Source organism: Rhodobacter sp. CZR27 (genome assembly GCF_002407205.1).
Taxonomy (GTDB): Bacteria; Pseudomonadota; Alphaproteobacteria; order Rhodobacterales; family Rhodobacteraceae; genus Cereibacter_A.
The window spans coordinates 249,471-267,500 of sequence record NZ_CP023548.1; the positions used below are offsets into that span (position 1 = coordinate 249,471).

Annotated in this window: 24 protein-coding genes and 1 tRNA gene (1 of these 25 cut by a window edge); 19 read left to right on the forward strand and 6 right to left on the reverse strand. The window is 68.2% G+C overall.

Translation table 11 applies throughout. From position 1 onward, the window contains the following. Positions 1-267 precede the first annotated feature (267 nt). Positions 268-441: a CsbD family protein gene (locus tag CK951_RS01225; RefSeq protein WP_096784441.1), complete on the reverse strand. Its 174-nt coding sequence runs from the start codon at positions 439-441 to the stop codon at positions 268-270. 612 nt (positions 442-1,053) lie between these two features. Here CK951_RS01225 and CK951_RS01230 point away from each other — a divergent pair. After that, positions 1,054-1,266 (forward strand): DUF3185 family protein, encoded by a 213-nt coding sequence (locus CK951_RS01230; RefSeq protein ID WP_096784442.1) that lies wholly within the window; start codon positions 1,054-1,056, stop codon positions 1,264-1,266. A gap of 35 nt (positions 1,267-1,301) precedes the next feature. On the opposite strand, the gene CK951_RS01235 is transcribed toward CK951_RS01230, so the two are convergent. Next, positions 1,302-1,688, reverse strand: a complete 387-nt coding sequence (locus tag CK951_RS01235; protein ID WP_096784443.1) for a DUF302 domain-containing protein — start codon at positions 1,686-1,688, stop codon at positions 1,302-1,304. Positions 1,689-1,744: 56 nt separating this feature from the next. Further along, the gene (locus tag CK951_RS01240) at positions 1,745-2,191 is read right to left on the reverse strand and encodes a nuclear transport factor 2 family protein (protein ID WP_232520657.1); all 447 of its coding nucleotides are present in this window, start codon (positions 2,189-2,191) and stop codon (positions 1,745-1,747) included. Positions 2,192-2,200: 9 nt separating this feature from the next. On the opposite strand from CK951_RS01240, the gene CK951_RS20905 reads away from it, so the two are divergent. After that, positions 2,201-2,359: a hypothetical protein gene (locus CK951_RS20905; RefSeq protein ID WP_157764488.1), complete on the forward strand. Its 159-nt coding sequence runs from the start codon at positions 2,201-2,203 to the stop codon at positions 2,357-2,359. A 669-nt stretch (positions 2,360-3,028) separates the two neighbouring features. Here CK951_RS20905 and CK951_RS01245 read toward each other — a convergent pair. Next, positions 3,029-3,118: transfer RNA gene (locus CK951_RS01245), tRNA-Ser, on the reverse strand. Between the two features lie 169 nt (positions 3,119-3,287). On the opposite strand from CK951_RS01245, the gene CK951_RS01250 reads away from it, so the two are divergent. The 8 genes from CK951_RS01250 (at position 3,288) to CK951_RS01285 (ending at position 10,194) form a co-directional block, all read left to right on the forward strand. Further along, positions 3,288-4,175 carry a DUF2059 domain-containing protein gene (locus CK951_RS01250; protein ID WP_096784444.1) on the forward strand — a complete coding sequence of 296 codons (888 nt, stop codon included), beginning with the start codon at positions 3,288-3,290 and terminating at the stop codon, positions 4,173-4,175. A gap of 217 nt (positions 4,176-4,392) precedes the next feature. Next, positions 4,393-4,788 (forward strand): 50S ribosomal protein L21, encoded by a 396-nt coding sequence (gene rplU / locus CK951_RS01255; protein WP_096784445.1) that lies wholly within the window; start codon positions 4,393-4,395, stop codon positions 4,786-4,788. Between the two features lie 6 nt (positions 4,789-4,794). Further along, positions 4,795-5,064, forward strand: coding sequence for a 50S ribosomal protein L27 (gene rpmA, locus CK951_RS01260; RefSeq protein ID WP_096784446.1), 270 nt, complete (start codon positions 4,795-4,797; stop codon positions 5,062-5,064). 146 nt (positions 5,065-5,210) lie between these two features. Then, complete coding sequence (locus tag CK951_RS01265) at positions 5,211-5,762, forward strand: GNAT family N-acetyltransferase (protein ID WP_096784447.1); 552 nt, start codon at positions 5,211-5,213, stop codon at positions 5,760-5,762. A gap of 98 nt (positions 5,763-5,860) precedes the next feature. Next, entirely contained in the window at positions 5,861-6,889 is a 1,029-nt protein-coding gene (gene obgE / locus CK951_RS01270) for a GTPase ObgE (RefSeq protein WP_096784448.1), read from the forward strand. Continuing rightward, entirely contained in the window at positions 6,877-8,001 is a 1,125-nt protein-coding gene (gene proB / locus CK951_RS01275; protein ID WP_096784449.1) for a glutamate 5-kinase, read from the forward strand. Before obgE ends, proB begins: the two co-directional genes overlap by 13 nt. Before the next feature lie 34 nt (positions 8,002-8,035). Next, positions 8,036-9,298 carry a glutamate-5-semialdehyde dehydrogenase gene (locus CK951_RS01280; protein ID WP_096784450.1) on the forward strand — a complete coding sequence of 421 codons (1,263 nt, stop codon included), beginning with the start codon at positions 8,036-8,038 and terminating at the stop codon, positions 9,296-9,298. 344 nt (positions 9,299-9,642) lie between these two features. After that, positions 9,643-10,194, forward strand: coding sequence for an outer membrane protein (locus CK951_RS01285; protein ID WP_096784451.1), 552 nt, complete (start codon positions 9,643-9,645; stop codon positions 10,192-10,194). Between the two features lie 70 nt (positions 10,195-10,264). Here CK951_RS01285 and CK951_RS01290 read toward each other — a convergent pair whose 3' ends face one another. Next, complete coding sequence (locus CK951_RS01290; RefSeq protein ID WP_096784452.1) at positions 10,265-10,861, reverse strand: histidine phosphotransferase family protein; 597 nt, start codon at positions 10,859-10,861, stop codon at positions 10,265-10,267. A gap of 33 nt (positions 10,862-10,894) precedes the next feature. On the opposite strand from CK951_RS01290, the gene CK951_RS01295 reads away from it, so the two are divergent. The 3 genes from CK951_RS01295 (at position 10,895) to CK951_RS01305 (ending at position 12,819) form a co-directional block, all read left to right on the forward strand. Next, positions 10,895-11,074 carry a DUF3553 domain-containing protein gene (locus CK951_RS01295; protein ID WP_096784453.1) on the forward strand — a complete coding sequence of 60 codons (180 nt, stop codon included), beginning with the start codon at positions 10,895-10,897 and terminating at the stop codon, positions 11,072-11,074. 150 nt (positions 11,075-11,224) lie between these two features. Continuing rightward, positions 11,225-12,010 (forward strand): GNAT family N-acetyltransferase, encoded by a 786-nt coding sequence (locus tag CK951_RS01300; protein WP_096784454.1) that lies wholly within the window; start codon positions 11,225-11,227, stop codon positions 12,008-12,010. Then, positions 12,007-12,819 carry a 1-acyl-sn-glycerol-3-phosphate acyltransferase gene (locus CK951_RS01305; RefSeq protein ID WP_096784455.1) on the forward strand — a complete coding sequence of 271 codons (813 nt, stop codon included), beginning with the start codon at positions 12,007-12,009 and terminating at the stop codon, positions 12,817-12,819. Before CK951_RS01300 ends, CK951_RS01305 begins: the two co-directional genes overlap by 4 nt. 22 nt (positions 12,820-12,841) lie before the next feature. Here CK951_RS01305 and CK951_RS01310 read toward each other — a convergent pair whose 3' ends face one another. Beyond that, positions 12,842-13,462, reverse strand: a complete 621-nt coding sequence (locus CK951_RS01310) for a thiamine phosphate synthase (RefSeq protein ID WP_096784456.1) — start codon at positions 13,460-13,462, stop codon at positions 12,842-12,844. Positions 13,463-13,664: 202 nt separating this feature from the next. Between CK951_RS01310 and CK951_RS01315 the strand changes: the two genes are divergently transcribed. The 6 genes from CK951_RS01315 to CK951_RS01340 all read left to right on the forward strand — a co-directional run. Continuing rightward, the gene (locus CK951_RS01315; RefSeq protein ID WP_096784457.1) at positions 13,665-14,396 is read left to right on the forward strand and encodes an RNA methyltransferase; all 732 of its coding nucleotides are present in this window, start codon (positions 13,665-13,667) and stop codon (positions 14,394-14,396) included. A 76-nt stretch (positions 14,397-14,472) separates the two neighbouring features. Further along, positions 14,473-14,787 carry an EthD family reductase gene (locus CK951_RS01320; RefSeq protein WP_096784458.1) on the forward strand — a complete coding sequence of 105 codons (315 nt, stop codon included), beginning with the start codon at positions 14,473-14,475 and terminating at the stop codon, positions 14,785-14,787. A gap of 85 nt (positions 14,788-14,872) precedes the next feature. Then, the gene (ctaA, locus tag CK951_RS01325) at positions 14,873-16,045 is read left to right on the forward strand and encodes a heme A synthase (RefSeq protein ID WP_096784459.1); all 1,173 of its coding nucleotides are present in this window, start codon (positions 14,873-14,875) and stop codon (positions 16,043-16,045) included. Continuing rightward, positions 16,042-17,523, forward strand: a complete 1,482-nt coding sequence (locus tag CK951_RS01330; protein ID WP_096784460.1) for a carboxypeptidase M32 — start codon at positions 16,042-16,044, stop codon at positions 17,521-17,523. Before ctaA ends, CK951_RS01330 begins: the two co-directional genes overlap by 4 nt. Before the next feature lie 44 nt (positions 17,524-17,567). Beyond that, positions 17,568-17,822: a hypothetical protein gene (locus CK951_RS01335; RefSeq protein ID WP_096784461.1), complete on the forward strand. Its 255-nt coding sequence runs from the start codon at positions 17,568-17,570 to the stop codon at positions 17,820-17,822. 129 nt (positions 17,823-17,951) lie between these two features. Next, positions 17,952-18,030 carry the beginning of a hypothetical protein gene (locus CK951_RS01340; RefSeq protein WP_096784462.1) on the forward strand. 101 nt of this gene lie beyond the right edge of the window, so only the first 79 of its 180 coding nucleotides appear in the window; the start codon lies at positions 17,952-17,954; its stop codon lies off the right edge, out of view.

The window sequence follows — 18,030 nt, forward strand, 5'->3', positions numbered from 1 at the left end:
CGATGTCCTTCATGTGATGTCGACTGGAACCGGCCCCGCCACACGAGGAAAACGCGGCGGGGCCGCCCGGCAAGGGCGTCAGCTGCCTGCGGGGACGAGCGCTGGCCTTGCCGATGGAATTGCAGGGTCGGTCGCTGGCGTTCTTCCGTCGGCCCCGGGAGCAGGAGGGCATCAGGCATCTTCGCCCGGTGCGCATCGGTTGCCGCAGGTCGTTGTCCGACCCGTGACGCGACGGAGCCTTGCCAAGGCGGTTCAAACCCCTGGCGTTCAGCCTTTGCGCAGGTCGTCGCTGGCCTCGCCGACGGCCTTCTGAACCGCGCCTTCGGCCTGTTCGACCTTGCCCTCGACTTCCAGCGACTCATTGCCCGTCAGCTTGCCGATCTGCTCCTTCACGGTGCCTGCGACCTGCTTGGCGGTCCCCTTGATTCGGTTCTTGTCCATAATCGGAACTCCTTATCACTGGAACATCGCGCCGCGCGCAGACCGCAGATCCGGGCGGCCCGTCGACGCGATGACTGATCCTCGCCGCGTCGATGCTGCCGCGCTCTAACATGCATCAGCAGCGCGCAGGAATGCGGGGCGCCTGGGTGGATTCGCCTGCGAGGAGCGCCACCTGACGCCGGACCGCCCGGCGCCCGTCAAGGCCGCCGCGCAAAGGCGAAGGCGGCCAGCGGCACGGACGGTCGCGCCGAAGGACTCAGCTCCGTGGCATCTGTTGCCGCGCGATGTCGCGCGGCCCGCCTCGCCCCTTCACTGCTGCGGCCGGGGTCACCGTCTTCCTCGCTCCGGCCACGCACCATTGCCGCGTCGGCTCAACAACATGGATCAGTCCATGCCGGATCCGGATCTTCCCCAAGGGGACTCAGGCCGGTCCGGGTATAACGGGCCGGCAGGTTTCCCCACCCCGAAGAACCAGCCATGCTGATCGAGGTAAGTGCGGCCTCCCGGCGATCCCCGGCATCATCCGCAGCACGCGCCTCTGACCTGCGGGAAAGAGTGTGTGGGCTGGCATCGCGTGGCGGTGCCCATTGCATGGTTCAAGAGGGCTTTCCCATGACACTGACCAAGATCGCCGGACTCGTCCTGTTTGCCGTCGGCATCCTGCTTCTGTTGTTGGGCTGGCGCGCCTCCAATGCTCCGGTAGACCAGATGTCGGAGGCGCTGACCGGACGCTTCACGGGAAGCACGATGTGGTATCTGATCGTCGGAGTCATCGGCATCGTTGCCGGCATCGGGATTCTGGCGCGGGGCGGCAGGAGAAGCTGAGAGGCCGCGCCACGGGCCGCAGGCCGGCCCGCGGCTCAGACCGCTGCGACCACCTTCGACAGCATCTCACGCACCCCGGCCGCTACGGCCAGAAGGTCCGCGTTGTCGATTGCCCGCATCGAGGCGACCGGATCCACCGCGCTGACCTCGATGCCTCCGTCGGTTTCGCGCAGGATCACGTTGCAGGGCAGCATCGCGCCGACCCGGGGTTCCATCCCTATCGCCTGCCATGCCATCTGCGGGTTGCACGCGCCGAGAATCCGGTAGCCTGGCATGTCATGCCCAAGCTTCGCCTTCATCGTCGCCTGCACGTCGATCTCGGTCAGAACACCGAAGCCCTGCGCTTCAAGCGCGGCGCGAGTCCGTGTCTCCGCGGTGGCCAGATCGGTATCCGGGATCAGCCGGGTGATGGTATAGCTCATGGGGTCTCCTGTGGGATCCAGTGGCGCATGGCCATGTCCTCGCCCGATCCTGGCGGTCACGCGACGGGCGTCTGTTGATGGAAAAGCCTGCGCCAGGTGCCGGCGTCGCTCAGCCATGTCGATGCGCACAATGCCTCGTACTCCGGAACGTGGGGCTTCGTTGCCCGCACCCGATAGGCCAGCACGGCGACATTCCCCTGCCGGGCGACGGTGCGGTCGGACATCTCCACGAGACGCCAACCGGTGTTGACGGCCGGATGCGACCAGAGGCCATCGCCCTGAAGTATCCCGTCGGGATAGGGAAGCACCACGATTGCCCCCGAGGCCATCATGGTGCGGGCGCTGTCGCGTCCGCTGGTCCAGAGGCGCTCCTCAAGGCTCCAAAGCGTGTCATCCTGGTTCACTGCAGGCATCTCCAAAAGCGGCGTCATCGACCCGGACAGGCGAAAGGCACTGCCACCCGAAACGCGGCCGCCTTTCTTGATGCGCCGAAGCGGGGCCATGCCGCATTGATGCTGATCAGCGAGACGTTCCGGTGCTACTTGCCGCTGCCTGATGCCCTTGGCAAGGCTGCTGCCGCGCCGCCCGCTCCGGTCAACCTGAAGACGGTGAACGTCTTCGACCCTGCTGATGTGAGGCACGCGGCGCTCGCCGCAAGTGTTGGCGAATGAGTGCTCATCAACGGGATGACACGGAACACTCGACTTCTCAGTGCATCCACGGGATTGACGCAAGTGGGTTTCAGGATGCGGCACCACTTGCTTGGCGCCCTGAGCGAGCACCCGGCCCAGCCGTTCGCGATGCCGTGCATCCCGTAATCCGGACTCATGCTCTGGCAGGCGTTCACTGACCTGGGTTCAGGACCCATTGCTCCTGCACGAGCAGCGTGATTCAGCCTCGGCAAGGCGACCCGACCGATGAGCCATCTATTATGCCGACGGACACGCAGATGGCGCGACTTCGGCCGTTCTTCCCGAAGACCCGCGCGAGCGCAAGATCGTCTACATCGATGTCACCGACGAGAACGGCGCAGGCACCGAAATCACTCTCGACGCCATCAGTCCCGGCATCGACAAGCAGCAGTTCCGGAAGAAGGTTAGGCGCTTCCTGGAGAAGCACAAGGACCACATCGCCCTCTTGAAGTTACGTCGCGCCGAGCAGCTGTAGCCGACGGACCTAGTCGAGAGCTGGCGAAGACTGTTCGTGGCGGAATGCGTTCATCTTGAGAAGGGCCAGAACGATATCACGCAGGCAGGCGGCCTGAGCCTCTCCAAATGGCATGCACCACATCGTGCGCCGCCTGTAACCCCCTCACAAATACAAGGAAATCATCTTTTGAGTGGCGGAGAGACAGGGATTCGAACCCTGGGTCGGCTCACACCGACAACGGTTTTCGAGACCGCCGCATTCGACCACTCTGCCACCTCTCCGCGTCAGGGGTCGTCGTGGGGCAGGCGTTTAGCGAAGCTCGCGGGCGCTTGCAAGCGGCTTTTCTGCGGCGAGATCATGCCGCAGCGCGGCGGAGACGCGGCTCGTCCCTTGGCAAGCGTCGGGCGAGCGACTAGCTCTGTTCGAACCACGCTCCCGAAGGTTTGCTTCATGGTCCTCCCGCCGATCCTGACCCGCCTCGTGCTGGTGCTGAGCATGGCCTTCGCCGCGCATCCGCTCGCGGCGCAGACCCGGCCCGCGCCCGGCGGGGGGGAACCGCCCGTGGTGGCGCCCGGCGTGCAGATCGCAGCCCTGGGCGAGGCCATGCGCATCGCCGACGTCATCGCCGTCATGCGCGAGGAGGGCCTGCAGTACGGCTCCAGCCTGGAGGCCGAACTGTTTCCCGACCGGGGCGGGCCGCGCTGGCAGGCGGTCGTGGGGCTGATCTATGACGCCGATACGATGCGCAAGCGCTTCGATGCCTTCTTCGAGGCCGAGGTCGGCCGCGATCCCGGTGCCATAGCGGGCATGCTCGACTTCTTCGGCAGCGAGCGCGGCCAGCGCATCCTTCAGCTCGAGATCGAGGCCCGCCGGGCGTTGCTCGACGAATCGGCGGAAGAGGCTGCAAAGATCAAGGTCGAGGACATGAGCGCGAGGAACGACCCGCGCCTCGACCTGCTACAGGAATTCGCCGAGGCGAACGACCTGATCGAGCTGAACGTGGCCGGGGCGCTGAACTCGAACCTCGCCTTCTACCGCGGCATGGCCGAGGGCGCGGCCTTTGACGAGGCGCTGAGCGAGGAGCAGATGCTCGCCGACGTCTGGTCGCAGGAGGGCGACGTCCGGCGCGAGACCGAGGAGTGGCTTTATCCCTACCTCGCCCTCGCCTACGGGCCGCTCTCCGATAGCGACCTGCGGGACTACATCGCCTTCTCGCGGACGCCCGAGGGCAGGCGGCTCAACGGCGCCACCTTCGCCGCCTTCGATGCGGTGTTCTCGGCCATTTCGCATGACCTTGGCCGCGCAGCCGCCAAGCAGATGCAGGGCGAGGATATCTGAGCGGTGCACCGCTCCGGCCCCTCGGGGCGCTTGACTCGGGAGGGTGTTTCCCCGATAAGCGCGCATCCCGGCCGGACCCGTCTGGCGGGGTCTCTTCTCCGTTGGCGAATCGCCGGCGGATCCACTCCATGACACCCTCCGGGGTGCGCTGTCCGAAGGCATCCAACGCCGGGTCGCTCCGGGGCCGCAGGACGCGGAACACGAAAAGGAACGACCCATGTTCGCGGTCCTCAAGACAGGCGGCAAGCAGTACAAGGTCCAGGCGGGCGACGTGCTGCGCGTCGAGAAGCTGGCGTGCGAAGCCGGCGACAAGATCCAGTTCAACGACATCCTGATGGTCGGCGGCGAGTCCGTGACCGTCGGCGCGCCCTTCGTGGCCGGCGCCGCGGTGCAGGCCGAGGTGATCGCCCAGATCAAGGGCGAGAAGACCATCCACTACGTGAAGCGCCGCCGGAAGCATTCGTCGCAGCGCACCAAGGGCCACCGCCAGCAGCTCACCCTGCTGCGCGTGACCGACGTGCTCGCCTCGGGCGCCGAAGCCTCGGGCGTGGCCGCCGCGACCGGCACCGCCGATGCGCGCCGCGCCGCCCACAACGCCAGCGCGAAGGAGTAACACCCCATGGCACACAAGAAGGCAGGCGGTTCGTCCCGCAACGGCCGCGACTCCGCCGGTCGCCGCCTCGGCGTGAAGCTCTATGGTGGCCAGCAGGCCATTCCGGGCAACATCATCGTCCGCCAGCGCGGCACGACCTGGTTCCCGGGTGCCGGTGTCGGCATGGGCCGCGACCACACCATCTTCGCGATGGTCGAAGGCCGCGTGGAGTTCAAGAAGGGCCTCAAGGGCCGGACCTTCATTTCCGTGCTCCCGACCGTGGAGGCCGCGGAATAAGCCGAACCTTCACAGTTCGTCTGTAACGGGGGATCGGCCATCAAGCCGGTCCCCTTCCTCTTTTCCGGCCCCTGCCGGGCGGGAGGAGCCAGTCCGGGGGCATGCCGCCCTTGGACGCAGGTGCCAGTGCTTCAGAGGAGGAAGCCGTGACGCTTGACATGATCCCGACGACCGAGCCCACCGCCGGCGCGCATCCGCATGGCGGCCGCCTCGTGCTGCGCCCGGTGCAGAAGTCCGACGCGGGGCTCTTCGCCATGTATGCCGGCGACCGCCGCGTGGCCGCGGGCACGCGCGGCATCCCCCATCCGCTGCCGCCGGGCGCGGCCGAGGCCTTCGTGGCCCGCGCCATGTCCGAGCAGCGGTCCGAGGACGTCTGGGTGATGGACGGCTCGGCCTCGGGGCTGGCCGAGGTGCTGGGCGTCGTCTCGCTGAAGAAGCTCGACCGCGACCAGTCCGAGATCGCCTATTGGGTGGCGCCCGCCTTCTGGAACGCGGGCTTCGCCTCCGAGGCGGTGCGGGCGATCCTGGCCGCCAACCCGCAGGGCTCGCGCACGATCTTCGCTGCGGTCTTCCAGGACAATCCGCAGTCGGCACGGGTGCTGACCAACTGCGGCTTCGAATATATCGGCGATGCCGAGGCCTTCTCGGTCGCGCGCAACGCCCGCGTGCCCACCTGGACCTACCTGCGCCGCATGTGATCCCACGGGCGGCGCCGGGACCTTCGTGACGGGCGAGGCTTGAGCCTTCGCCCGTTTCTCTCTATCGCCTGAAGCGACCAACCGGAAAGCCGCAGCCCATGAAGTTCCTCGACCTCTGCAAAGTCTATATCCGCTCGGGCGGGGGCGGGGGCGGCTGCGTCAGCTTCCGGCGCGAGAAGTTCATCGAGTTCGGCGGCCCGGATGGCGGCGACGGTGGCAATGGCGGCTCGGTCTGGGCCGAGGCGGTCGAGGGGCTGAACACGCTGATCGACTTCCGCTACCAGCAGCATTTCTTCGCGAAGTCCGGCCAGCCCGGCATGGGCAGCCAGCGCACCGGCAAGTCGGGCGACGACATCGTGCTGAAGGTGCCGGTGGGCACCGAGATCATCGACGAGGACGAGGAAACCGTCATCGCCGACCTCACCGAGGTCGGCCAGCGCGTCCTGCTGGCGCAGGGCGGCAACGGCGGCTGGGGCAACCTGCGCTTCAAGTCCTCGACCAACCGCGCGCCGGCGCGGGCCAATCCGGGCCAACCGGGCATCGACCGGACGATCTGGCTGCGGCTGAAGCTGATCGCCGATGCGGGGCTTCTGGGGCTGCCCAATGCCGGCAAGTCCACCTTCCTCGCCGCGACCTCGAACGCGCGGCCGAAGATCGCGGACTATCCCTTCACGACGCTGGTGCCGAACCTCGGTGTGGTGGGGATCGACGGCAAGGAGTTCGTGATCGCCGACATTCCGGGCCTGATCGAGGGCGCCTCCGAGGGCCGCGGCCTTGGCGACCAGTTCCTTGCGCATGTGGAGCGCTGCTCGGTGCTCTTGCACCTGATCGACGGCACCTCCTCGACCATCGTGAAGGACTACCGCACCATCATCGGCGAATTGGAAGCCTATGGCGGCGACCTCGCGCTGAAGCCGCGCATCACGGCGATGAACAAGATCGACGCGATGGACGCAAAGACCATCTCGACCCGCCGTCGCGCGCTGGAGAAGGCGACCGGCGGCAAGGTGTTCACGATATCGGGCGTGGCTGGGACGGGTCTCAACGACGTGCTCCGCGCGCTCTGGGCCGAGATCGAGGCCGCGCGCGGCGAGGCGGAGGAGGAGCACGTGCCATGGCAACCCTGACTGCGCTTCAGGCCCCCGACATCCGCACGGCGAAGCGGCTGGTCGTCAAGATCGGCTCGGCGCTGCTGGTGGATCGCGACGGCCTGCGCCGCCAGTGGCTTTCCGCGCTGGCGCTGGACGTTGCCGAGGCGCGAACGCGCGGGACGCAGGTTATCCTCGTCTCGTCGGGTTCGATCGCGCTCGGGCGGCGGGTTCTGGGTCTTGCCTCGGGCGCGCTGGCGCTGGAGCAGAGCCAGGCCGCCGCCGCGGTTGGCCAGATCCGGCTCGCCCGAGCCTATGAGGAAGTGCTGGCTCCCCATGGCATCACCACCGCGCAGGTGCTGGTGACGCTCGAGGACACGGAGGACCGCCGGCGCTACCTGAATTCGCGCGCCACGATGGAGACCCTGCTCGCCCTCGGAGCCGTGCCGATCGTGAACGAGAACGATACCGTGGCGACCGACGAGATCCGCTATGGCGACAACGACCGCCTTGCCGCCCAGATCGCGGTGACGGTGGGCGCGGACCAGCTGGTGTTGCTGTCGGACGTGGACGGCTTCTATTCCGCCAATCCCAAGGAAGACCCGACCGCCGAGCGTTTCGATCTGGTGGAGGCGATCACGCCCGAGTTGGAGGCGATGGCGGGGGATCCTATTTCCGGCGTTTCGAAGGGCGGGATGAAGACCAAGATCATGGCCGCCAAGACTGCCGTGGCGGGCGGTTGCGCCATGGCGATCACCGAAGGCTCGGTGATGCGGCCGCTCAAGGCACTGGAGCAGGGCGCGGCGCGGACCTGGTTCGTGGCGCAGGGCGATCCCCAGGCGGCGCGCAAGCGCTGGATCAACGCGATGAAGCCGCGCGGCACGCTGAAGGTCGATGCGGGCGCCGTGCAGGCGCTGCAGGCCGGCAAGTCGCTGCTTCCGGCCGGGGTGACGGCGGTGGAGGGCAACTTCGGACGCGGAGATCCCGTGGATATCGCGGGGCCCGCGGGCGAGGTTCTGGGCAAGGGCCTGACGCGCTACACGGCGGTCGAGGCGGTGCAGATTGCGGGCCATCGCTCCGCCGAGATCGAGGGCATTCTCGGCTATTCTGGTCGCGCGGCGCTGGTGCATCGCGACGACATGGTGATCTGACCCCGGAGGCGGGGGCATCGGGAAGGGCAGGATGATGGACGGACAGGACGTCACGGGACTCATGCAGCAGATCGGCGCGCGGGCGCGGGCGGCGGCCGCGGACCTGGCCTTTGCCGAGCCGGAGAGCAAGCGGCAGGCGCTGCTGGCCGCAGCCGATGCCGTTCTGGCGCGGCAGGCCGAGATCCTTTCTGCCAATGCCGAGGATCTGGCCTATGGCACGTCCAAGGGCCTGTCGCCTGCCATGATGGACCGGCTGAAGCTCGACGCGGGCCGGATCGCCGGCGTGGTCGAGGGGCTGCGCGCGGTCGCCGCCCAGAAGGACCCGGTGGGCGAGGTGATAGCCGAGTGGGACCGGCCTTCCGGCCTGCACATCCGCCGCGTCCGCACGCCGCTGGGCGTCGTCGGCGTAATCTACGAGAGCCGCCCGAACGTGACGGCCGATGCGGGGGCGCTCTGCCTCAAGTCCGGTAATGCGGTGATCCTGCGCGGCGGATCGGAAAGCTTCCATACCTCGGCCGCGATCCACGCCTGTCTGCAGGACGGGCTGCGCGCGGCGGGCCTGCCCGAGGATGCGATCCAGCTCGTTCCCACGCGCGACCGTGCCGCCGTGGCCGAGATGCTGCGCATGGTCGAGTTTATCGATGTGATCGTGCCGCGTGGGGGCAAGGGTCTCGTGGGTCTCGTGCAGGCCGAGGCGCGGGTGCCGGTCTTCGCCCATCTCGAGGGCATCTGCCATGTCTATGCGGATGCGGATGCCGACCTCGAGAAGGCCCGCCGGGTCGTGCTGAACTCCAAGACCCGCCGCACCGGCATCTGCGGCGCGGCGGAATGCCTGCTGATCGACCGCGGCTTCTATGCAAAGCATGGTGCCGTGCTGGTCGAGGATCTGCTGAAGGCGGGCGTCGAGGTCCGGGCCGAGGGCGAACTGGCCGCGGTCCCCGGTACGGTCCCGGCGAAGCCGGAGGATTTCGGCTGCGAGTTTCTCGACATGATCATCGCGGCGAAGATGGTGGATGGCGTCGACGGTGCGATCGCCCACATCCGCCGCTACGGCTCGAGCCACACCGAGTCGATCCTGACCGAGAACGATGCCACGGCGGCGCGCTTCTTCCAGCGGCTCGACAGCGCGATCCTGATGCGCAACGCCTCGACGCAGTTCGCCGACGGCGGCGAGTTCGGCATGGGCGCCGAGATCGGCATCGCCACGGGCAAGATGCACGCCCGCGGCCCGGTGGGGGCGGAGCAGCTCACGAGCTTCAAGTATCTCGTCGAGGGAGACGGGACGATCCGTCCCTGACCGGAGCGGCCGATCCGGCTCGCGGCGCCCCGGCGCCCCGCCCTGGATCGTGGCGCCTCTCGGCGGGAAACGGCTTCCCTGTCCTGCCGCGTTTTGACCGATGCCGTCGAGTCGTGCATCCTTCTGATGACGCTCAAGGTCTCGCAAGTCCCCCGCCGCGCGTGTTCAGGAGTGTGATCGTGAAGAGTGCCTTGCTGGGGATCCCCCTGATCGCGCTGCCCGCCTTTGCGGACCCGCCAGACGGCACGGGTGCAGGGTCAGGCATGGCGTCGGCAAGCCCGTCCAGACCCTGGTATTTCTTTGCATCGATCGGCAGGACGTTCTCCGGGCCGGAGTACGAGTCCGTGATCCCCTACACCTACGACGACCGGCCGGCGATCTACAATGATACGATGACGCAGCTGAGCATTTCGGACTACACCGGAACGATCGGCTTCGGGCGGATTCTGCACGACTGGGGCAGGCAATCCCTGGGACTCGAGATCGACCTGACCGCCGGCGACATGGCCTCGGATCTCCAGCGCGGGGACACCGCGCCCTGCACGCGCGGTCGCGAAGGGTGCCGGGCCGACGTCAATCTGGTGAGTACGGTGCGTCTGGTGCTCGGAACCACGACCGGCGCCACGATGCCCTATCTGACCGCGGGGCTTGCCATCGCGGATATCGAAGGAAGCGCCGATCACAGCGCCTGCGCCAGTTCGAACTGCGGGTTCAACGAGGTGAGGCCGGGCGGCGTCGTCGGAGCCGGGGTTCGGCACGAGATCAGCGATCGCTGGGCGATCAAGGGCGAGGTGCTGTACTTCGATCTGGGAGAGCTTGACCTCGGAACCGGCGGGTATGTCGAAGGCTACTTCACCTTCAGCGCCGCGCGTCTCGGCATGATCTACAAGTTCTGAGCGACTTGCGGCGTCCCCAGTCGGCGCCGGGGACGGTGTCGGTTGGAGGGCGACCGCACGATTTCGCCGGCTAGAACGCGAGGCGGATCTCGGTCTCGCGGATCTCGGCGGTCAGGCGGCGGCCCTGCCGCGCCACCTCTTCGGGGACGAGCGCGAAATGCACCCGGGCGGCGGACATTTCCACCTGCGCCATCGGGTTCGACAGCAGTTCCCACAGGTCGGCGTCGACCTTCATCTTGTTGGCCTGTCCCGTCAGCGTCCAGCGCGCATCGTTGCGCTCCACCCGGATCCGGCCGCCATAGGCCATCGCCGTCTCGAGGCAGAGGATCAGCAGGAAGGCAAGCTTCACCTCGCGCCGCGAGAGGTCGCCCGGACCCTGCCACTCGATCTGCAGCCGCCCCCCGCGCGTGAGATCGCCCAGGATCGACAGGATCTCCGGCCGGCCGATCCGCTGCTCGGCGGTCGAGGCGCCGAAGGCCACGCGGAAGTAGCGGATCCGCGCATTGGCATGGGCCACGCTTTCCGAGATCAGCGTCATCTCGGGACCGCGGATCGACCCATCCATCATCAGAAGCTCCACCCCGTTGCCGATCGCGCCGATCGGGCTGATAAGATCGTGACAGATGCGGGAGCCCAGCAGGGCGGTCAGATCGGTCTTTTCGGTCATGGGCAGGCTCCACGGAAGGCGGAAGGTAACGGGATGAACACTCTACTAGAGCCGGGCATGCTGGTCCGGCATCCGCAGCAGCCGGATTGGGGCGCGGGTCAGGTCCAGTCGAACATCGGGGGGCGCATCACTGTGAATTTCGAGCATGCGGGAAAGGTGGTGATCGACGGTCAAAGGGTGGAACTTAGGCGGATATTCGATACATCCGAATGATGTAGCGGCGCGGGCTTGCGCATTTCAACCGGGAATTGCGGTCATTTCCGCGCAGGGTTGCGCGGCCGTGGCCGCCGTGCCACCCGTTGCATCCCGTTCGGGCTTTTCCTATGACACGGTCACGCCAGGGTCAGGGGCGAGGGGCCGGTAATGATAGCGGAAGATCCGCATCTCGAGTTGCGCCTGGCGGGGTCCGATCGCGACCTTCGGGCGGCGCAGCGCCTGCGCTACAGGATCTTTGTCGAGGAACTGGGCGGCACCGGCGATCTGGTCGATCATTCGGCCCGCCTCGAGCGCGACGAGTTCGATGCCCATTGCGACCATCTTCTGCTCATCGACCGCCGGCGCAGCGCCGAGGCGCTGGACGATGTTGTGGGGGTCTACCGGCTGATGCCGGGCGATCGGGCAGAGCGGCTCGGCAGGTTCTACTGCGACACCGAATACGATCTCGATCCGCTCCGCCGCAGCGGCCGGCGTCTGCTGGAGCTTGGCCGGTCCTGCGTGCACGAGGAGTATCGCGGCGGATCGGCGGTGTTCCTGCTCTGGAGCGGGCTGGCCGACTACGTCCTTTCCCACGGCACCGAACTTCTGTTCGGCGTGGCGAGTTTTCACGGCATCGACACGGAGGCACTGGCCGAGCCGCTGGCCTGCCTTCACCACAACCACCTCGCGCCGGCCGAACTGCGGGTGCGTGTCCGGCCGGAATGCGGGGTGCGGATGGACCTGATCCCGGCCGACCGGATCGACCGCCGGGCAGCCATGCTTGCCATGCCACCGCTCATCAAGGCCTATCTGCGACTTGGCGGGTTCGTGGGCGAGGGGGCGTGGATCGACCGTGCCTTCAACACCACCGATGTCTGCCTCGTGATGGACACCGCGCGCATGTCGGCGCGGCACCGCGAGCTTTACACCCGCCGGCAGGTGGCCGTGGAATGAGCGACTGGCGCGCGGCCCGGATGGAGCCAGCCCGCATCGGCCCGGCGGGCTGGCTGCGCGTGGCGTGGAAGGGGCCGGCCATGGCCGCGGTGGTCTATGCCGGGCTGGCGCTCCTGCTGCTGGTGCGGCTGGTCGAGGCTCCGGTCTGCGGCCGGAACCGACCGGTCACGCCCTGGATCACGCAGGGCGTCTGTCGAGCCGCCCTCGCGATCCTCGGGCTGCGCTGCATCCGGCGCGGCCGGGCGATGGCAGTGCCGGGGGCGGTGGTGTCGAACCACGGCTCCTGGCTCGACATCTTCACCCTGAACGCCGCGCAGCGGATCTACTTTGTGTCGAAGTCCGAGGTCGCGGGCTGGCCCGGCATCGGCTGGCTCGCCCGCGCGACGGGGACCGTCTTCATCAACCGCAAGGGGTCGGAGGCGAAGGCCCAGCAGCAGCTGTTCGAGGAGCGCCTGCGCGCCGGGCACCGGCTGCTTTTCTTTCCGGAGGGCACCAGCACGGACACGCTGCGCATCCTGCCGTTCAAGTCGACGCTCTTCGCAGCCTTCTTCACGCACGGTCTGGAGCATGTGCTGCACATCCAGCCGGTGACGGTGCGCTACACGGCGCCCGAGGGCGAGGACCCGCGCTTCTACGGCTGGTGGGGCGACATGGATTTCGGCAGCCACCTGCTGAAGCTTCTGGCCGCGCCCCGGCACGGTCAGGTCGAGATCACCTTCCACGACCCGGTTCCCGCCGATGGCTTCGACGGCCGCAAGGGGCTGGCCGCCCATTGCGAGGCGCAGGTGCGGTCGGCCTGGCCCGGCTGAGGATCGGCGTGCCGCCGTGCCCTCAGTCCAGCGGCGCGAGCAGGGCCTTCAGGGCGGCAGCGGCGTCCGCCTCGCGCCAGATCTCCTCGCCCACGGCAAGGAAGTCGGTGATGCCGGCGAGGTCCGCGACAAGTGCAGGCGTCAGCGCGCCCTCGGCCACCACCGGCACCTCGATCATCTCGGACCACCAGGCGAAGAGGTCCGCCTCCGCCCGGCTGCCGTCGCCCAGACCCGTCTCGCCCACCGGGCCGAAGGCCACGTAGTCGGCGCCGGCTTCAGCGGCGTTGATGCCCTCGTGCCGGGTATGGCCGCAGAAGGTGCCGAGGATCGCATCGGGACCAAGGTCCTTGCGCAGCTTGCGCACCAGCCGTGCCCCGTCCGTCAGGTGCACGCCGTCAAGGCCCAGCCGCTCGACCATCAGCACGTGGTTCTCGATCACCAGCGCCACGTCGCGCGCATGGGCCACCTCGCGCAGCGCATCGGCGGTGCGGGCGATCCGGTCCTCGTCCTTGCCGGCCATCGAGAGCCGCAGGCAGGCGATCTCGGTCGCGTCCAGCACCCGCGCCAGCCGGTCGGGAAAGACCTCGAGGTCGATCTCGGGCGGCGTGATCAGGTAGATCTGCGGGCGGTCGCTGTCGGCCATTGTCGGTCTCCATTCCAGTATGGGTGGCTATAACGGAGCCCTCTCGGCTTGGAAATGGCGTTGCACCGCGACCCGGGGCTGCGGGAGCGGAAGGTGGGGGTGCGGGAGGGCGGGACTGCGTGCAGGGCAGACCCGAAGCGGAAAGGTCATTGCGCGGTGGGGGGCTTCGCCCGTAGGAAGCGGCCGAACCCGAAGGACCGCCATGAGCATCGAGCCCGTCTTCATCCTTGTCCGCCCGCAGATGGGCGAGAACATCGGCGCCGCCGCCCGCGCCATGCTGAACTTCGGGCTGGGCCGGATGCGGCTGGTCGATCCGCGCGACGGCTGGCCCAACCCGAAGGCCGTGGCCATGGCCTCGGGCGCGGGGCGGCTGCTGGATCATGCCGGGATCTTCCCCTCGGTCGCCGAGGCGGTCCGCGACTGCGACTATGTCTTCGCGACCACCGCCCGCGGGCGCGAGCTGACGAAGCCCGTGCTCACGCCCGAGCAGGCGATGGAGCAGGCCCGTGCTCTGGCCGCCGAGGGCCGCCGCGTGGGCGTGCTGTTCGGGCCCGAGCGGACGGGGTTGGAGAACGAGGACGTGGCGCTGGCCAGCGCCATCGTGACCGTGCCGGTGAACCCCGAGTTCTTCTCGCTCAACCTTGCGCAATGCGTCCTGCTGACGGCCTATGAATGGCGGCGGCAGTCGGGCGAAGCCGCGCCGCATACGCTGGCGATGGCGCAGGTGGACTATGCCTCGGGCCTCGAGGTCGAGAAGCTGGGCGATCACTTCGAGGAGAAGCTGGAAGCCGCGGGCTTCTTCTTTCCCGCCGAGAAGGCCGCCGGGATGAAGCTGAACCTGCGCAGCATGTGGGCGCGGCTGCCGCTGACGCGGGCGGACGTGCAGACCCTGCACGGGATGCTGCGCCAGATCGCCTGGAAGCTGAAGCAATAGCCCTGCCGACCTTTGGATGAGGCCCCGCCGCGCGAATTCGTGCGACAGTCGGGCCGTGCCGGAACGGGAGGGGACGATGGCCAGACTGCTCGTGATGTATCGCAAGCCCGAGGACGAGGCGGCCTTCGACCGCCACTACGCCGACATCCACATCGCGCTGGCGCAGAAGATGCCCGGGCTGCGCAGCTACGAGATCAGCCGCGGCCCGGTGCAAAGTCCCGGCGGCCCCTCGCCCTATCACCTCGTCGCGATCCTGACCTTCGACGATACCGCGGCGGTGACGGCGGCGCTGGAAAGTCCCGAGGGACAGGCGGCGGTCGAGGATGTGGGCCGCTTCGCCACCGGCGGTGTGGACATCCTGATCTTCGACGACCGGCCCGCCGCCGGCTGATCCCGCGTCCCTGCGCCGCCCTCCGCTGGCCCTTGAAGCGGCCACCGGGCGGCCCTAGTCTCGCCCGCGCAACGGGAGAGGCCGGATGGCAATCAAGAAGCGCAGCATCTTCGAGGAAGTGGGGCAGGGGGCGAAGGCACCCGTTCCACAGGGCGGCAGCATCGACCGCGGCCACGGAGGCGCGCGTCGCGGCATCCGGCTGTGGCTGATGGCGCTGTTCCTCCTCGTCCTGGCGATGATCGTCGTGGGGGGGCTGACGCGGCTGACCGACTCGGGTCTTGCCATTACCGAATGGCGCCCGCTGTCCGGCGCGCTGCCGCCGATGAGCCCGGCCGACTGGGCCGCGGAATTCGAGCGCTACCGCGCGACGCCGGAGTACCGGTTGCAGAACGCGGGTCTGTCGCTGGCAGAGTTTCAGCGGCTCTACTGGTGGGAATGGGGGCACCGGCAGCTTGGCCGCGTGATCGGCCTCGTCTGGGCCGTGGGCTTCCTCGGCTTCCTGATCGCCCGCAAGATCCCGCGCGGCTGGTGGCCGAGGCTGCTTCTGCTGGGCGTGCTCGGTGGGACTCAGGGCGCCATCGGCTGGTGGATGGTCACCTCGGGCCTCACAGCCGACCGGGTCGATGTCGAAAGCACTCGGCTGGCGGTCCACCTCGGGCTCGCCTTCGTGATTCTGGGGCTGATCGCGGCACAGGCGCTGGCGCTGGGCCGCACCGAGGCGGAGCTTCTGCAGGCCCGCCGCCAGCGCGAGGGGCGGCTGCACGGGATGACGACGGCGCTGCTGGCCGTGGCCTTCCTTCAGGTGATCCTCGGCGCGCTGGTGGCCGGGATCGACGCCGGACGCGGCTTCCCGACCTGGCCCGACATGAATGGGGGCTTCCTGCCGCCCGATATATTGAACGTGCCCGGCATCACCGACATGCGTGACCCGGCCTACTGGCTCGGCTTGTTGCAGAACCCGGGCCTGGTGCAGTTCGCGCACCGGATGACGGGCTACGCGCTGGCGCTCCTCGGCCTCGTGTTCTGGATCTTCGGGCGCCGGTCGAAGCATCGCGCCACACGCTCGGCCTTCGACCTGCTGGCGCTGGCGCTGCTGGCCCAGGTGGGCCTCGGGGTCGGCACCGTGCTTTCGGCCGCGGAGTGGCAGGTTGCCATCGCCCATCAGGTCGGCGCCGTCGTGATCTGGGTGCTGATCCTCAACACGCGCCACCTGGCGCAATTTCCTCGTGTAGGCTCGATCCGGAAGGGAACGCTATGAGTGCCGACGCAGCCTTCACCGAACTGATGGAATTCCAGCGCCAGACCGAGGCGCTGGCTCAGGTCATGGGACGCCTGTCGTGGGACCAGGAGACCGTGATGCCCCGCGGCGCGGTCGAGCAGCGGGCCGAGGAGATGGCAGCGCTGGAAGGCGTGCTCCACGCCCGCCGCACCGATCCGCGCGTCGCGGAATGGCTGGAGCTGGCAGAGCCGGAGGACGATGAGGACGAGGCGCAGCTTCGCCTGATCCGGCGCAGCCACGACCGGGCGACCAAGGTCCCCGTCCGCCTCGCGCAGGAGATCGCCCGCGTGACTTCGGCCGCACAAGGGATATGGGCCGAGGCGCGGGCGGCGGACGACGTCTCGATGTTCCTGCCGACGCTGACCGAGGTGATCCGCCTCAAGCGCGAGGAAGCGGCGGCGCTGGCTGCGGGCCGCGACCGCTACGACGCACTGATCGACGACTACGAGCCGGGCGCTACGGCGGCGTCGATCTCGGCGATCTTCGACCGGATGCGGCCGCGCCTCGTCGCGCTGCGCGAGGCTGTGCTGGGGGCCCAAGTCCAGCCGAAGCCGCTCTCGGGCCATTTCGGGCTCGAGGCACAGGTGCGGATGGCGCGCGACCTGGCGGCGACCTTCGGCTACGACTGGACCCGCGGACGGATGGACATGGCGGTCCATCCCTTCTCCTCGGGCTCGGGCAGCGACGTGCGGATCACCACCCGCGTTGTCGAGACCGATCCGTTCAACTGCTTCTACTCGACGATCCACGAGGTCGGCCACGCCTGCTACGAACTCGGCATCGACCCGGATTATGCGCTGACCCCGATCGGGGCGGGCGTCTCGATGGGCGTCCACGAAAGCCAGAGCCGGATCTACGAGAACCAGCTTGGCCGGTCGCGGGCCTTCACCGGCTGGCTCTATGGCCGCATGTCCGAGCGGTTTGGCGATTTCGGCGTCGCGGATGCCGATGCCTTCTATGCCACCGCCAACCGAGTGCAGTCCGGCTTCATCCGCACCGAGGCGGACGAGGTGCACTACAACCTGCACATCATGATGCGCTTCGATCTGGAGCGCGCGCTGATCCGCGGCACGCTGGAGCCCGAGGATCTGGAGGAGGCGTGGAATGCCCGCTTCCTCGATGATTTCGGCGTGGCGGTCGACCGGCCTTCGCACGGGATGCTGCAGGACGTCCACTGGGCCGTCGGCCTCTTCGGCTACTTCCCGACCTATGCGCTCGGCAACATCTACGCCGGCTGCCTGATGCAGGCGATCCGCGAGGTCGTGCCGGATCTCGACGACCAACTCGCCCGCGGCGACACCTCGGGCGCGACCGGCTGGCTGCGCGAGAACCTGCAGCGGCACGGCGGGCTCTATACCCCGCATGAAACCGTCACCCGGGCCTGCGGCTTCGAGCCGAGCGAGGGGCCGCTGCTCGACTATCTCGAGACCAAGTTCCGCGAGATCTACCGGCTCTGAGGTCGCGGCCATGGCGTCCATCCGGATAGGCCGCTGAGGCGGACATGGGCCAGGCCGACATCCTGCGCGCGCTCTGGACATCAGCCCGGCGGGTGGCCTGCGCCGTGCTCGCGGGGCTGGTGCGCCGCCACCGGGCCGAGGACCTGGAGAAGCGGATCGGCGCGCTGCCGGCGCCAGAGCAGGGGGCCATCGTGCTCGCCGTGCTCGGGGGGCTGATGGTCGTCAGCCTGCTCTTCGCGCAGGGCGGCGTCGTCGGGATGCTCGCCTTCCTGTTGCTGGTGGTGCTGGTGATCAACTAGATCCGGGCCGGGGCCCCCACGCGAAGTCTTTCCGACCCGCGCGACATTTTCGCGCAGGCGGAGTGATCCACTTCCGCACAGGCGCCGTATCCCTTGCACGTAAACCAAGACAGGAAAGGGAACTGACCAATGGCCACCTATCTCGTTATGGAATACATCCTGACCTTCGGCACGCTCGGTTTCGTCCTCGCCTTCGCCTACATCAACA

Excerpts from the sequence above, each read along its gene's own strand:
- rpmA (WP_096784446.1), top strand. The coding sequence starts at position 4,795 with ATGGCACACAAGAAGGCAGGCGGTTCGTCCCGCAACGGCCGCGACTCC.
- CK951_RS01240 (WP_232520657.1), bottom strand. The coding sequence starts at position 2,191 with ATGGCCCCGCTTCGGCGCATCAAGAAAGGCGGCCGCGTTTCGGGTGGC.
- ctaA (WP_096784459.1), top strand. The coding sequence starts at position 14,873 with ATGGCAATCAAGAAGCGCAGCATCTTCGAGGAAGTGGGGCAGGGGGCG.
- CK951_RS01235 (WP_096784443.1), bottom strand. The coding sequence starts at position 1,688 with ATGAGCTATACCATCACCCGGCTGATCCCGGATACCGATCTGGCCACC.
- CK951_RS01320 (WP_096784458.1), top strand. The coding sequence starts at position 14,473 with ATGGCCAGACTGCTCGTGATGTATCGCAAGCCCGAGGACGAGGCGGCC.
- CK951_RS01295 (WP_096784453.1), top strand. The coding sequence starts at position 10,895 with ATGAACACTCTACTAGAGCCGGGCATGCTGGTCCGGCATCCGCAGCAG.
- CK951_RS01230 (WP_096784442.1), top strand. The coding sequence starts at position 1,054 with ATGACACTGACCAAGATCGCCGGACTCGTCCTGTTTGCCGTCGGCATC.
- CK951_RS01305 (WP_096784455.1), top strand. The coding sequence starts at position 12,007 with ATGAGCGACTGGCGCGCGGCCCGGATGGAGCCAGCCCGCATCGGCCCG.
- proB (WP_096784449.1), top strand. The coding sequence starts at position 6,877 with ATGGCAACCCTGACTGCGCTTCAGGCCCCCGACATCCGCACGGCGAAG.
- CK951_RS01300 (WP_096784454.1), top strand. The coding sequence starts at position 11,225 with ATGATAGCGGAAGATCCGCATCTCGAGTTGCGCCTGGCGGGGTCCGAT.
- CK951_RS01310 (WP_096784456.1), bottom strand. The coding sequence starts at position 13,462 with ATGGCCGACAGCGACCGCCCGCAGATCTACCTGATCACGCCGCCCGAG.
- rplU (WP_096784445.1), top strand. The coding sequence starts at position 4,393 with ATGTTCGCGGTCCTCAAGACAGGCGGCAAGCAGTACAAGGTCCAGGCG.
- CK951_RS20905 (WP_157764488.1), top strand. The coding sequence starts at position 2,201 with ATGCTGATCAGCGAGACGTTCCGGTGCTACTTGCCGCTGCCTGATGCC.
- CK951_RS01290 (WP_096784452.1), bottom strand. The coding sequence starts at position 10,861 with ATGACCGAAAAGACCGATCTGACCGCCCTGCTGGGCTCCCGCATCTGT.
- CK951_RS01225 (WP_096784441.1), bottom strand. The coding sequence starts at position 441 with ATGGACAAGAACCGAATCAAGGGGACCGCCAAGCAGGTCGCAGGCACC.
- CK951_RS01250 (WP_096784444.1), top strand. The coding sequence starts at position 3,288 with ATGGTCCTCCCGCCGATCCTGACCCGCCTCGTGCTGGTGCTGAGCATG.
- CK951_RS01315 (WP_096784457.1), top strand. The coding sequence starts at position 13,665 with ATGAGCATCGAGCCCGTCTTCATCCTTGTCCGCCCGCAGATGGGCGAG.
- CK951_RS01330 (WP_096784460.1), top strand. The coding sequence starts at position 16,042 with ATGAGTGCCGACGCAGCCTTCACCGAACTGATGGAATTCCAGCGCCAG.
- CK951_RS01335 (WP_096784461.1), top strand. The coding sequence starts at position 17,568 with ATGGGCCAGGCCGACATCCTGCGCGCGCTCTGGACATCAGCCCGGCGG.
- CK951_RS01280 (WP_096784450.1), top strand. The coding sequence starts at position 8,036 with ATGGACGGACAGGACGTCACGGGACTCATGCAGCAGATCGGCGCGCGG.
- obgE (WP_096784448.1), top strand. The coding sequence starts at position 5,861 with ATGAAGTTCCTCGACCTCTGCAAAGTCTATATCCGCTCGGGCGGGGGC.